Raw genomic sequence first — 12,726 nt, 5'->3', positions numbered from 1 at the left:
GGCCAAGATGTCCCGCATGGTGGAGAGAGCGTCCGCACCGGCCGGCCGGCTCAGTCTCGGACAGGGCACGGCCTTGTACGTCGGAGCCGTGCTGGCGACTGGTGTCATCGCGTTGCCGGCGCTCGCCGCCGATGTGGCCGGCCCCGCGTCGTTGCTGGCCTGGCTGGGTCTCGCGGTGGTGTCCGCGCCGCTGGCGGCGACCTTCGCCGCGCTCGGTGCCCGCTACCCGGACTCCGGTGGGGTGGCGACGTACGCGCGACTGGCGTTCGGCGACCGGGCCGCGGCGGTCGTCGGCTGGTGCTTCTACCTGTCCGTCCCGGTCGGCGGTCCGGCTGCCGCGCTCTGGGCCGGTGGTTACGTCGAAGCCGGGTTGGGCGGTGGTGAGCGCACCGTCTTCGCGACCATGCTGGCGCTGATGGTGGTCGTGCCGGCGACCAACGCGTTCGGCATCCAGGTGACCGGCCGGGTCCAGATCAGCCTCGCGGCGCTGCTGACGCTCTTCCTGGTCGTGGCGGTCGTGCTCTCGCTGCCGCACGCTGATCTGGCCAACCTGCGACCGTTCGCGCCGCACGGCTGGCAGGCGATCGGTCCAGCCGCCGCACTGCTGGTCTGGAGCTTCGTCGGTTGGGAAACAGTCACCTACCTGACGGCGGAGTTTCGCCGGCCGGCCCGCGACGTACCGCGGGCCACTGCCTTCGCGGTGATCGTCGTCGGCGTGCTCTACCTCAGCGTCGCGTTCGCCACCATCACCGTTCTGGGCCCGCAGGCCGCTGAGACCGACGCGCCGCTGGGCGACCTGCTCGCGATCGGCCTCGGCGGCAACGCCCGAGTGCTGGCCGCGGTCGCAGCGCTGCTGCTCACCTTCGGCGCGATGAACGCCTACTATGCCGGCGCCGCCAAGCTCGGTGCCGCGCTGGCCCGGGACGGCGCGCTCCCGGCCTGGCTCGACCGCGGCAGCTCCGCCGGAGTGGTGCCACGACGCAGTCTCGCCGTACTGAGTGTGCTGTCGATGGTCACTGCCGTGGTCGTGGTGGCGGCGGGCGTGGGACCGCAGTCCCTGGTCCTGCTCACCACCGGGTTGTTCGTGACCGTGTACGCCGTCGGTGTCGCGGCCGCGGTCCGGTTGCTGCCGCGACACAGCAAGGCTCGTCTCGCCGCCCTGGTGGCGCAGGGAGCCGTCGTGATTCTGCTGCTGATGGCCGGGCCCTACCTGGTCTGGCCGTTGGTCGTCACCGTCGCGGCCTTGCTCTACCTGAGGCTGACCCGTACTCGTCGCTGAGCGCGGACGTATTTTCGCCGTACCGTCGCCGGCTCTTCCGTGCAGAAGGCCGACCGAAGGAGGGCATCCTGCACGCCGAAGGGTTTCCCGAGGCAGCGATCCGGAGGCGCGCCCGAGCCGGTGCCGCCGACGCGTTCCCACCGTCGGATGATTACGGGCACGCGTTGTTCGGCGCCGACGCCGACTGTCCTGATGCACGTCCCCCGGCCGACCCGATCGACCGGCTGCGGCTGGTGCCACCGGTGTTCGTGCCGCAGCGGCTGGCACGGCTCGTCGAGCTGGGCCGGGAGCCGGTGTACCGGGACGTGGACCTCGAGACGACGATCGGGGGGTTCCCGTCCGCATTGCCGGTGTACATCTCCGCGTTCGGCTCGACCGAGGCGGCGAGTGTCGCGCTCGGCATCGCGGCGGCTCGCCAGGCCGGTCGGCTCGGCATCCCGATGGTCGTCGGCGAGAACGTCATGCCGGTCAACAGCTACGGCCGGCTGGAAGCCGATGCGGAACGCTCGCTGCTCGGCCGGATCAGCGCGTACCAGACCGAGGCGCTGGACGGGTACGGCGGCGTGGTCGTGCAGCAGAGCACCGAGGACGCCGACGCCGAGGTGTGGAACCTGGTGTACAGCGACCCGAACGTCCTGCCGCTGCTCGAGACCGGCCGGCTGGCGTTCGAGCTCAAGGTCGGACAGGGCGCCAAACCCGGGCTGGGCGGGATGACGCTGGTCGGCGCCGGCGCGGCCGAACGGCTGGCCGACGCCTACCTCCTCGACCCGGTTCTCGGCGGCGACCGGGTTCTGCGCAGCAGCAGCCCCGGCACCTTCACCGAGGAGATCCTGCGGCAGCAGATCCGCCTGATGCGCAACAACTACCCGCGCGCCCGGGTCTGGGTGAAACTGCCGCCCGCGCGGGACGTGGCGGCGGCAGCGCAGGTGGCCTGGACGGCCGGCGCCGACGCGGTCTCGGTCGACGGTGCGGAAGCCGGCACCGGCTGGGCTCCGCGCGCGTTCCTGCGCCACGTCGGCCTTCCCCTCGGCGAGTGCCTCCTGCGGATCCGCGAGGATCGGGCCACCCCACATCCGTCCAGCCTGCTGGTGTCCGGACGGATGTGGGAAGGCGCGCGGGTCGCCAAGTGCCTGGCACTCGGCGCGAACGCGGCCGGCCTGGGCCGGGCCGCACTCATCGCGGTGGACACCGACCCGGACCACGGCCTCACCAATCTGGTCGAGTGCCTGGCACTCGAGCTGCAGATGCTCGTCAGCGCCCTCGGTAAGTACCACGTGGCGGCGCTCGGTACCGAGGACCTGTGGAGTCCGTCGGATCGCTAGCCTCGGATCGAGGCTTGGGAGACACGGGCTACGCCAGGGTCGTCCTGGGCGCCAGGCCTCTGCCTCGGTCCAGCCTGAGCAGGTCGGCCACGGTCCTGCGCGGATCCGGTGCGGTCTGCCGCCGGCGCACCAGGTCCACCAGCTCCTCGGTCGGCTCGACCCCGAGTTCGTTGGCCAGACTCCGCTGGAAGAACTCGAGCCGGCGGATCGCCTCGACCACGTTGTCCTCGGCCAGATGGACCTCGATCAGCACCCTGGTCGCGCTCTCCCGCAACGGTTCCAGCCGCACCGCCGCCATGGCTGCCTCGATCGCCTCGGCGTACCGGCCCGAGCAGGTCAGTTGCTGGGCGGTCAGCTCGAGCGCGTGCAACTGGAGCTGACGCAGGCGTTCCCGCCCCAGCAGAACCCAGTCGTCGTACCAGCCGGGCAACAGCTCACCCATCGCCGCAAGCGTCGGCAGCAACCCCTGGTCGGCTCCGCACTCGCCGTCGTTGATCACCCGGCGGATCGCGGTGATCAGGGTGTTCACGTCGACGTCGACAGACTCGTCGATGCGCAGTGTCTCGTCGCCGGTGGTGAGCGGGTACGGACTCAGCTGGCGCAGCCGCCACAGTGCCGTTCGCAGGCACGCCTGGGCCTTGGAGTCCGATACCTCCGGCCAGAGCGTGCCGGCCACCTCGGCGCGGCTGGAACGTCCGCGCAGCGCGACGAACGCCACCACGCGGCGCGCGCTCAGCGGGATGGACAAGGTCTGGTGATCCGCGACGACCCGGAAGCCGTCGAGCATCCGGAGCTTCACCGGTCGGTGAACTCCAACGGGCGGTGAATCCGGATCCGGATCATCCGCTGGTACAGCGCGCATGTGTCGATCTCCCCCACTGTGAACGAAATCCTCAGCACCGCTGGCGACAGGCGGCTTTCCGTGACCGCGAGAACGTCGGGCGGACGGGTCTCCCGGTACAGGCATCGGCGACTCCTCGTTGAGTGACTCCCGAGCTACACCCCGTGAGTCTGAGCCGTCAATTACCTGAGTACAAGTCGTTGGGCCAATGAGTTACGGGTAGTTGCGCCGCAGTGGTGTATCACCCGCCGTGAGTCAGCCGCTCTCGTTCGGTAGTGCCGACCCGGGAGGGAATGCGTGGACGACAACACCGATGGTGTCGTGCTGCAGTTCGGTAGCGGCTTCCAGCCCTACCGGGAGTACCTGATGCAGGGTGCGGCGAAACGCCGCCGGCTCTGGCTGATCGACGACGAGCCGGCGACCTGGCAGCAGCCGTACCTGGCCGGGAGCTCTGTGGTCGTGCCACTCGAAGGAGCCGGTCTGGTGCTCGACCACGACGGTCTGCTCGCGGCCGCCGAGTCCGTTGCCCGTACCCAGCGCGTCCGCGGGGTCTTCACGTACGACGAGCCGTCGGTGATCGCCACCGCGCTGGTCGCGGAGCGTTTCGGCCTGCCGGGTCTGACCGCCCGGGGCGCGCAGGGTTGTCGCGACAAGGCGCAGACCAGGCGGGCGCTGACCGCTGCCGGGCTACCGCAGCCGCGGTTCGCCGTGGCCGCGACGGCCGACGAGGCCGCCACCGCCGCCGCGGACATCGGCTATCCGGTCGTGGTCAAACCGCGGGGCATGGCGGCGAGCATCGGCGTTGCCGTGGTGGACGACAAGACTGGCATCACGGATGCGTTCGACCGGGCCGACAGTTCCAGCCGGAGCGGTCCGGCCGAGTATCACGGTGGCGCGCTGATCGAGGAGCTGGTCGACGGTCCGGAGATCAGCATCGACGGTGCGGTGGTGGCGGGCGAGTACCTGCCGTTCTGCATCGCCCACAAGCAACTCGGCCCGCCGCCGTACTTCGAGGAGGTCGGCCACGTCGTCGACGGTGCCGACCCGTTGCTGGCCGACGCCGACCTGCGCGAGCTGCTCCGGGCAGCGCACGAGGCGATCGGTGCGCCGTACGGCATCACCCACACCGAGATCCGGTTCAGCTCCCGCGGACCGGTGGTGATCGAGATCAACGGCCGGCTCGGCGGTGACCTGATCCCGTACCTGGGCAAGCTGGCCACCGGTATCGATCCCGGCGCGGTCCTGGTCGACGTGGCGCAGGGCGTCCGTCCCCACTTGGAGCCGACTCACCGGACCTGCGTCGGAATCCGGTTCTGCTACCCACCGGTGGACTGCCGCGTCGTGGAGATCGTCGTACCGGAGCCGGGGTCGGTTCCCGGCCTCGTGGAGGCACACCCGATGGTGGCCCCGGGAGCGACGGTCCGGTTGCCGCCGCGAGCCCACATCGGCCGGCACGCGTACGTCGTCTGCACAGCGGACGATCCCGCCACCTGCGCCGACCGGCTGACGACCGCGGCCGACCTGGTCGAGCTGACCTACGACGCAGTGAACGAGCCCGAGTATTCCGGACGGCCCTGGTGAGCCGCTGTGCTTTTGGCCGGGCCTCCGGCGCCGGCGTGGTCACGGGGCCTCGACTCCCGGCCTTCCCTCGGCGCTCCAGTCGCTGTGTTGGATGCCACGCCTCCGGCGCGGCGGGGTCATGGGGCTGTTGCTCCCGGCCTTCCCTCGTCACTCCAGTCGCTGTGTTGGATGCCACGCCTCCGGCGCGGCGGGTCATGGGGCTTGAACTCCCGGCCTTCCCTCGTCGCTCCAGTCGCTTCGCTCCCTGCGCTCCTCAGTCCAGGCCGGGAGGCCCCGTGACCGTGCTCCGTCCGCTCCTCAGTCCAGGCCAGGAGGGCCAATGACCAACCGTGAGGTCGAACTGCTCGCCGTCGGCGCCGGGCCGGCGAATCTGGCCCTCGCGGTCGCGCTCGAAGAACTCGGCGTCGACGGCCTGGCCGAGAACTCCCTGGTGATCGAACGAGGTCACACGGTCGAGTGGCAACGCGGTCTGCTGCTGCCGTGGACGAAGAGCCAGGTGGCCTTCGCCAAGGACCTGGTGACGTTGCGGAACCCGCGCAGCGAATTCACCTTCCTGAACTACCTGCGCAGTGTCGGCCGCCTCGACGACTTCATCAACATGGGCAGCTTCACGCCGTACCGCGTCGAGGTCTCCGGCTATCTGCGCTGGGTCTCGGAGTCGCTGCGCAAGGTGCGGCTCGAGCTCGGCTGTGAGAGTACGTCGATCGAGCCGGTGCGGAACTCGGCCGGCACCCTGACCGGGTGGCTGACCCGCCTCGCCGACGGCAGGACGATCTCCAGCCGGTACCTGGTCATCGGCGCCGGGCGCGACGTGTACGTGCCGCCGGAACTGGCGGGCCTGCCCGCGGACCGGTTGATCCACAGCACCCGGTACCGCAGCCAGCTGACAGAGCTGGACAAGGACCGGCCGTACCGGGTCGCGGTCGTCGGCGCGGCGCAGAGCGCGGCCGAGATGTTCCGCGCGGTGCAGCTCGACCTGCCGAACAGCGACGTGAGCTGGGTGATGCGATCGATCGGGCTGCGCGCGTACGACACGAACAAGTTCACCAACGAGCTCTACTACCCGTCGTTCATCGACAAGTTCTTCGAGGCCAGGCCGGAGGGCAAGGAGCAGATCCTGCGCGAGATGCACCTGACGAACTACTCCGGTGTCGAGAGCGACCTGTTGCAGGAGCTCTACACCGGCATGTACCTCGAGAAGCTCGCCGGTGTCGAGCAGCGACGCCTGGTGCCGATGACCGACATCACCGGCGCCCGCACCGACGGGGACGAGATCGTCCTGGAGCTCACAAACCGCAAGACCGGCAGCGTGACCGAGCTGCGTCGCGACCTGGTCTTCCTCGGCACCGGATTCGTCCGGGAGATGCCGTGGCTGGTCCGCAACCTCGGCGCGGCGATCGGACTGGATCGGATCGAGGTCAGCCGGCAGTACCGGCTCAACCTCGGCGAACCGTCGGACGCCGCCTGCTACCTGCAGGGCGTGAACGAGGCGACGCACGGCATCGCCGACTCGCTGCTCAGCGTGCTCGGCAACCGGGCCGCCGAGGTGACGCAGGACATCCTCGCCCGCCGGGCCGGGAAGCGGGTCAACGGGGTGCACCGGGCCACGGCGGAGCAGCTGACTGCTGTCCCGCTGTCGGCCGACGGCGCGCTGCACACCTGAGGCAGCGCCGATGCCTGGGACGGAGAGGTCGTTCCTGCCCACGCCCGGTCGTAGTGTGGTGGTCGCCGCCGGCCTCGTCGCCGGCTCGGTCGCACTGCTCGGCCTCGCCTATGCCGCCGGCTGGCTGACGCCGGAAGCCGGCGGGCCGGCCGGGTCCGCGCCACCGGCCGCCGGGCCGTCGCCGGCACAAGTGATGTGGCGGCTGCTGCTGGCGATCGCGGTGGTCTGCGCGCTGGCGACCCTGTGCGGCCGGCTCGCGCGGCTGATCGGTCAGCCCCCGGTGGTCGGTGAGATCGTGGCCGGCCTGGTGCTGGGACCATCGGTGATCGGCTCGCTGGCGCCCTGGCTGTTCGACGCCGTGCTGCCGGCCGAGGTACTGCCCAATCTCGGTCTGCTGGCGCAAGCCGGGCTGGCGGTCTTCATGTTCACGGTCGGCGCCGACTTCGGTCAGGACCGGATCGGGCGGGATCGTGGCGCGATCGCCGCGGCCAGCCTCGCGATCATGGCTGTTCCGTTCGCGCTGGGCGTGATCGCGGCACTCCCCCTCTACCCGGCGCTGGCCGGCCCGTCCGTGGACCGGCTACCGTTCGTCATCTTCATCGGTACGGCGCTCAGCATCACCGCTTTCCCGGTGCTGGCCCGGATCGTGCAGGACTGTGGTCTGCAGGGCACCCGGCTCGGATCGCTGGCCATGCTCTGCGCCGCCGCGGCCGACGTACTCGCGTGGTGCGCGCTCGCGATCGTGATGGCGATGATCCGATCGGCCGGGCCGGGCGAGGCCCTGCTGTCGCTGGCTCTGACCATCCTGGTCGGCGGCGGCTGCCTCCTGATCCTCAAACCGCTGCTCCGACGGCTCGCCGACCGGTACGCCGCCTCCTTGCCCACGCCGATCCTGGTGCTGCTGGTGCTCGGCCTGATCCTCGGCCTCGCCGCGGCGACCGACCGGATCGGGGTGCACGCGATCTTCGGTGGCTTCCTCGCGGGCCTGGTACTGCCGAAGGTCAGCATGCCGGTGGCGCAGGTGGCCGAGCACATCGGCGGGCTGAACCGCGCCCTGCTCGTACCGGTCTTCTTCGCCTCGATCGGCCTGCAGACCGACGTCGTCGCGGCGGTGTCCCAACCGCAGGTGCTCGCCGCCGGTGGCCTGCTGCTGGCCGTCGCGATCATCGGCAAGTTCTGTGGCGCCGTGCCGGTGGCCAAGGCCGGCGGTCTGCCGGCCCGGTCCGCGGCCGGCCTCGGCGTCTTGATGAACGCCCGCGGGATCACCGAGATCGTCGTCCTGTCCGCCGGCCTCGGTGTCGGCATCATCAACCACAGCGCGTTCACGGTGATGGTGGTGATGGCGCTGGTCACCACCATGATGGCCGCACCGTTGCTGCGCCTGCTCGGCCCGTCCCTGCGGGATCCGAGCGCGACCGACCGGTTACCGACGGGTGCGTATGCGAACGGTGACGCCACACGTGCGATTTCGTGATGGATCGGCTACGTCTGCGTGACGGCACCGGTGATCGAATAGGCCACGAAGGCAGCACTGACGACGACCACGGGGGACGTGGTGAGGCACAGGCCGTCCAGGGTTTCGCCGGAGTAGGGCTCTACCGAGCCCGCTGACGCATGGCTTTCAGCCGGTGGTCCGCCGCCATCGGCCGGCTCTTCCTGTGCCTTGACCCGCGCATCGTCGCCACCTGCGGGAACAGCGAAAGGACGTGGAAGCGTGTCGACGATCTCGCTACGCACAACCGCACGGCCGGCTGAGGCACATCGCCATCACAACGACTCAGGACACTCGCTCGAGGTCCTTCTCGGCCGCGCACTCACCTCTGACTGGTCGGCCTGGAAGGAGCTGGAACGCCGCTTCGGTCCCCTGCTCCTGCACACCGCTCGTGGCGTCGGCCTGAGCCACAGCGACGCCGCTGACGTCGCTCAGCTGACCTGGCTGCGGTTGTGGCAACACGGTCGCCAGGTCCGCGATCCCGAGTGCCTCCCGGCCTGGCTGGCCGCGACGGCCCGGCGGGAGGGTCTGCGAGTGGCGATCAGCCGGAAGCGGTACCTGCTGTACGCCGACCCGACAGCCGAGCACAGCGACGGCCACCGCGCCGCTGTAGTCGACGTCTACCCGGTCGACGGCGAGTACGAGCCCTCCACGGAGCGAGCTCTATCCCGCCTTCCCAGCCGCTACCAGAACCTGATCCGGCTACTCATGTCAGACAGCTGCCCGTCCTACACGGAGATCGCCGAAACCCTCAACCTCCCGATCGGCAGCATCGGCCCGATGCGCATGCGAGCCCTGCAAATGCTCCGCCGCACCCCGGAGCTTGCCACCATCACCCCACACTGATCTTCTCCGGTACCGTCCACCGTCACCTGCGCGACAGCACACCGTACGAGCCGCCCTCCGGACGGGCGATTGACGCTGGTGTTGACTTTTCGTCGGATCCGTCGAATGCTGGAAGGAGACGAGAGGATCTGGATGAGTCACGTACGTGTCGGGCTTGTTGTGCCCAGTTCGAATATCACTGTCGAGACGGAGCTGCCGGTGCTGCTCGGACGGCATCCGGCGGCGACGTTCTCCTTCCATGCCAGCCGGATGCGGATGGCCAAGGTGTCGCCGGCGCAACTGGCCGCGATGAACGCGCAGCGGGAGCGGTGCGTGCTGGAGCTCGGCGATGCCGATCCGGACGTGCTGCTCTACGCGTGCCTCGTCGCGTTGATGTCCGTCGGTCCTGGTGAGCACGAGCGCGTCGAAGGGTTGATCGCCGAGCAGCTCGCCACCGGAGGGTCCAGGACGAAGGTGAGGTCGAGTGCCGGTGCGCTGGTCGAGGCCCTTCGGGCTGTTCCGGCGCAGCGGATCGCGATCGTCACGCCGTACCTGAAGCCACTCGCCGAGAAGGTCGTGACGTACCTCGAGGCGGAGGGTTTCGAGGTCGTGGACTGGCGAGCCCTGGAGGTCGAGGACAACCGTCAGGTCGGCTGCATCCCGGGCGACCAGGTGATGGCCGCCGCCCGCTCGTTGGAGCTGGCTCGCGCGGATGCGCTGGTGATCTCGGCCTGTGTGCAGATGCCTTCCTTGCCGCTGGTCGAATCCGCCGAACAGGAGTTCGGGCTTCCGGTGCTCTCGGCCGCGACGGCCGGCGCCTACAGCGTCCTCGAGGCCGCTGGACTGCCGATCGACATTCCCGGAGCAGGTTCGCTGCTCCGTCGCGAAGCAGGACTGTCCCGATGAACGAGCTCGCCGGACGCCATCTCGCCCGCGGTGTCGACCACGCCGCCTTTCCGACGTTCGATCCGGTCGGGACCGTCCGGTTCTACCGCGACGTCCTCGGCTTCCCCGTCGTGCACTCGATCTGTGCGGCCGGCTGGGGTCCGGACGATCACCCGGACTTCATCCACTTCTTCTTCGACATCGGCAACGACGACCGGATCGCGTTCTTCTACTACTTCGGGCTGCCGCGGCCGTCGTCGGACCGGAAGGGTGATGTCTACGCCCGGTTCGACGACAGTACGCCGGACTGGTTCGTGAGATCGCGTCACCTGGCGATCCATGTGGACTCCGAGGACGCCTTGACGGAGTACCGTCGCCGGCTCGACCTGAGCGAATGGCCGGTCGAGATGCAGATCCAGCACGAGACGATCGAGTCGATCTACACCCACGACCCGAACGGCTACATGGTCGAGATCACCCGGGCACTGCGTCCGGTGACCCCGCAGGAGGATCTGGACGCCAACCTCACCATCGACGCGCTCGTCGACGTCGCGCAGCGCGAAGGGCACACTATGGACGATCTGCTGACCCGCAAGGCCGAGCTGATCGTGGAGCGTGCGCCGTCGTGGGAGGTGCGCGTATGAGCCGGCTGTACGTGCTCGACGTACCGGAGAACACCTCGGTGGCGAAGGTCGCCGCGGAGTCGGACGGCGTCCAGGTGGACAAGCTCGGTCCGTACTTCGTCATCGAGTACGACGGCCCGATCGTCATCGACCGTCGAGCCACCGGCTGTCGACACGCGGTCTGGTACAGCTGCATCGCCGGATTGGCCGGCGGCCGGATCGTTCAGTGGGACAAGGACGCGCTGCGAGTGGACCCGCGATGACGGCAACGCGACTGGGGGCCGGCCGCTACTCCTCCACCATCGAGGGCCCTGACGGTGTCGCGACGAGTGTGCACGAGCTCGGCACCAGCGACGACGCCAAGGTCACCGGCGTCCTGCGCGTGCCGCGAGGAGCGACGACAGTCGTCACGATCATGCATCCGCGGCAGGACGTCACGCACCATCCGCTGGTTCCGTACCTGCTGACCATGGGGTACGGCGTGTGGACACAGGCCACCCGATCGCCGAACAACGACCTCAACCTGCTGCACGAGCAGGCGATCATCGACTTCGCCGCCGGTCACGTCTTCCTGCGTGACAACGGCTTCGGTGTCTACTCGTTGGGTCACTCCGGCGGTGGGACGCTCGCCGCGTTCTACTGCCAGCAGGCCGCTCTACCTCCTGATCAACGCCTCGCGAGCACGCCGTCCGGCCGGCCGGTTCCGTTGGCCGGCACCGCGATGCCCCTTCCCGACGGATGCATCTTCCTCGCACCACATCCCGGCCAAGGCGCCCTCCTGCAGCGACTGATCGACCCGTCCGTGGTCGACGAGTCCGATCCGCTCTCCGTCGATCCGGACCTCGACCCGTTCAACCCCGGCAACGGATTCCGGCCGGCACCCCAGTCGAGCAGCTACGACGAAGCCTTCATCACTCGCTACCGGGCCGCCCAGCAGGACCGGGTACGGCGCCTTGACGCGCAGGCTCGCGAACACGTGTCGGATGCCCAGGAGGCGAATCGCGCCTTCAAGTCCGGCGGTGACGCGGCCGATCGTCGCCGCGCGCTCGCTCCACGCCTGATGACCGTCTTCCGCACCGACGCGGATCTGCGCAACGTCGATCTGTCGCTGGATCCCAACGATCGCCCGTACGGCTCACTGTTCGGCCGGCGGCCGGATCTGACCAACTACGGTCTGGTCGGCTTCGGCCGTCTGTCGACTGCCGGGGCCTGGCTCTCCACCTGGTCGGCGCTGTCCACCAACGCGACCTTCCTCGACTGCGCTCCCGGCGTGACGGTCCCGACGCTGCTCCTGGAGTTCACCGGCGACCAAGCGTCGTATCCCACTGACATCACCGCGATGAGCGGCGCACTGGCCGCCTCGGACCTGACTGTGCAGTCCGTCGCCGGCACCCACTTCGGCGGCCCGGTCACGAAGGGAGCCGCGACCGGCACGTCCTTGGCGGCACAGCGGATCGAGAGCTGGCTGAAGGCTCACGTCTGATCGGTGATCAGGATCTTCTCGAGGTGCTGAACATCCTGCTTGAGGCGTTCGATCGCCCGGGTCCGCGGGTCCACGCCAGGGTCGGCGTCGTCGGAGGAGAGGACGGAAGCGACCGCCAGGTCGGCGATGGTGGTGGCGACCCGGCTGTTCTCCTCAGGCGTGCCCGGGTGATGCCACCAGGCGACCCAGTTGCATTGCCCGATGACCGCGAGCGCGGCGATGCGGGGGTCGACCGGGCGGAACTCGCCGGAGGCGACGCCGGCCTCGATCACGGCGACGATCTCGTTGAGGACGTCGCGGCGGCTCCGGTTGTACGGCCCGACGAGGTCTTCGGGGAGGTCTGCCTCGGAGCGGATGAGCAGCTGGAACTTGGCCGGTTCACCGGCCTGTTGCAGTGCGATCGCGTGCGCGATCTCGCGCAGCTTCTGGGCGGCCCCGAGCTCGCTCTGTGCGCGGATGGCGCGCAGCGCACGCGCCGGTCCTTCAGCGAGCTCGCTGACCAGCTTGGCCAGGATCTCGTCCTTGTTCTTGACGTAGTGATAGAGCGCCGGCCGGGTCAGCCCGGTCGCGTCCGCGATGTCCTTCAGGCTCGTTCCGGAGAACCCACGCTCGGCGAAGAGCCGGGTCGCCTCGGCGATGATCTGGCTCTCGACGAGATCGCGACGGGTACTGCTCCGGCCGCGCTCGTCCGCGTCAACCGCCTTCTTCCCCGGCTGCCGTCCTGAAGTCATG

Annotated in this window: 13 protein-coding genes; 10 read left to right on the top strand and 3 right to left on the bottom strand. The window is 69.5% G+C overall.

Features of this window, described 5'->3' with window-relative positions:
- The first annotated feature begins 16 nt into the window (after positions 1-16).
- Together ACGFIF_RS29050 and ACGFIF_RS29045 are read left to right on the top strand one after the other, a co-directional pair.
- Positions 17-1,279 (top strand): APC family permease, encoded by a 1,263-nt coding sequence (locus tag ACGFIF_RS29050; RefSeq protein ID WP_393158804.1) that lies wholly within the window; start codon positions 17-19, stop codon positions 1,277-1,279.
- A 164-nt stretch (positions 1,280-1,443) separates the two neighbouring features.
- Positions 1,444-2,601: a glutamate synthase-related protein gene (locus tag ACGFIF_RS29045; protein ID WP_393158803.1), complete on the top strand. Its 1,158-nt coding sequence runs from the start codon at positions 1,444-1,446 to the stop codon at positions 2,599-2,601.
- Positions 2,602-2,629: 28 nt separating this feature from the next.
- Here the strand turns inward: ACGFIF_RS29045 and ACGFIF_RS29040 are convergent, their stop codons facing one another.
- Complete coding sequence (locus tag ACGFIF_RS29040) at positions 2,630-3,400, bottom strand: BTAD domain-containing putative transcriptional regulator (protein WP_393158801.1); 771 nt, start codon at positions 3,398-3,400, stop codon at positions 2,630-2,632.
- Positions 3,401-3,739: 339 nt separating this feature from the next.
- Between ACGFIF_RS29040 and ACGFIF_RS29035 the strand changes: the two genes are divergently transcribed.
- The 3 genes from ACGFIF_RS29035 (at position 3,740) to ACGFIF_RS29025 (ending at position 8,160) form a co-directional block, all read left to right on the top strand.
- Positions 3,740-5,023, top strand: coding sequence for an ATP-grasp domain-containing protein (locus tag ACGFIF_RS29035; RefSeq protein WP_393158799.1), 1,284 nt, complete (start codon positions 3,740-3,742; stop codon positions 5,021-5,023).
- A gap of 319 nt (positions 5,024-5,342) precedes the next feature.
- A complete protein-coding gene (locus ACGFIF_RS29030; RefSeq protein WP_393158797.1) occupies positions 5,343-6,686 on the top strand; it encodes a SidA/IucD/PvdA family monooxygenase in 1,344 nt (447 codons plus the stop codon).
- Between the two features lie 10 nt (positions 6,687-6,696).
- Positions 6,697-8,160, top strand: coding sequence for a cation:proton antiporter (locus ACGFIF_RS29025; protein ID WP_393158795.1), 1,464 nt, complete (start codon positions 6,697-6,699; stop codon positions 8,158-8,160).
- Positions 8,161-8,168: 8 nt separating this feature from the next.
- On the opposite strand, the gene ACGFIF_RS29020 is transcribed toward ACGFIF_RS29025, so the two are convergent.
- Positions 8,169-8,423 (bottom strand): hypothetical protein, encoded by a 255-nt coding sequence (locus ACGFIF_RS29020; protein ID WP_393158793.1) that lies wholly within the window; start codon positions 8,421-8,423, stop codon positions 8,169-8,171.
- On the opposite strand from ACGFIF_RS29020, the gene ACGFIF_RS29015 reads away from it, so the two are divergent.
- The 5 genes from ACGFIF_RS29015 to ACGFIF_RS28995 all read left to right on the top strand — a co-directional run bounded on the left by ACGFIF_RS29015 (position 8,401) and on the right by ACGFIF_RS28995 (position 11,994).
- Positions 8,401-9,024: an RNA polymerase sigma factor gene (locus ACGFIF_RS29015; protein ID WP_393158791.1), complete on the top strand. Its 624-nt coding sequence runs from the start codon at positions 8,401-8,403 to the stop codon at positions 9,022-9,024. The genes ACGFIF_RS29020 and ACGFIF_RS29015 overlap by 23 nt on opposite strands.
- Before the next feature lie 132 nt (positions 9,025-9,156).
- On the top strand, positions 9,157-9,909 hold the full coding sequence (locus ACGFIF_RS29010) for a maleate cis-trans isomerase (protein WP_393158790.1): 753 nt from the start codon (positions 9,157-9,159) through the stop codon (positions 9,907-9,909).
- Positions 9,906-10,532 (top strand): VOC family protein, encoded by a 627-nt coding sequence (locus ACGFIF_RS29005; RefSeq protein WP_393158788.1) that lies wholly within the window; start codon positions 9,906-9,908, stop codon positions 10,530-10,532. Before ACGFIF_RS29010 ends, ACGFIF_RS29005 begins: the two co-directional genes overlap by 4 nt.
- Positions 10,529-10,774 carry a hypothetical protein gene (locus ACGFIF_RS29000; protein ID WP_393158787.1) on the top strand — a complete coding sequence of 82 codons (246 nt, stop codon included), beginning with the start codon at positions 10,529-10,531 and terminating at the stop codon, positions 10,772-10,774. Before ACGFIF_RS29005 ends, ACGFIF_RS29000 begins: the two co-directional genes overlap by 4 nt.
- Positions 10,771-11,994, top strand: coding sequence for an alpha/beta hydrolase (locus ACGFIF_RS28995; RefSeq protein WP_393158786.1), 1,224 nt, complete (start codon positions 10,771-10,773; stop codon positions 11,992-11,994). Before ACGFIF_RS29000 ends, ACGFIF_RS28995 begins: the two co-directional genes overlap by 4 nt.
- Here the strand turns inward: ACGFIF_RS28995 and ACGFIF_RS28990 are convergent.
- Complete coding sequence (locus ACGFIF_RS28990) at positions 11,985-12,725, bottom strand: TetR/AcrR family transcriptional regulator (protein ID WP_393158785.1); 741 nt, start codon at positions 12,723-12,725, stop codon at positions 11,985-11,987. The genes ACGFIF_RS28995 and ACGFIF_RS28990 overlap by 10 nt on opposite strands.
- Position 12,726 lies beyond the last annotated feature (1 nt).

Origin of the sequence: Kribbella sp. NPDC049174 (assembly GCF_043197365.1) — a bacterium.
GTDB lineage: Bacteria > Actinomycetota > Actinomycetes > Propionibacteriales > Kribbellaceae > Kribbella.
This window is presented reverse-complemented; position numbering and strand designations above follow the sequence as displayed.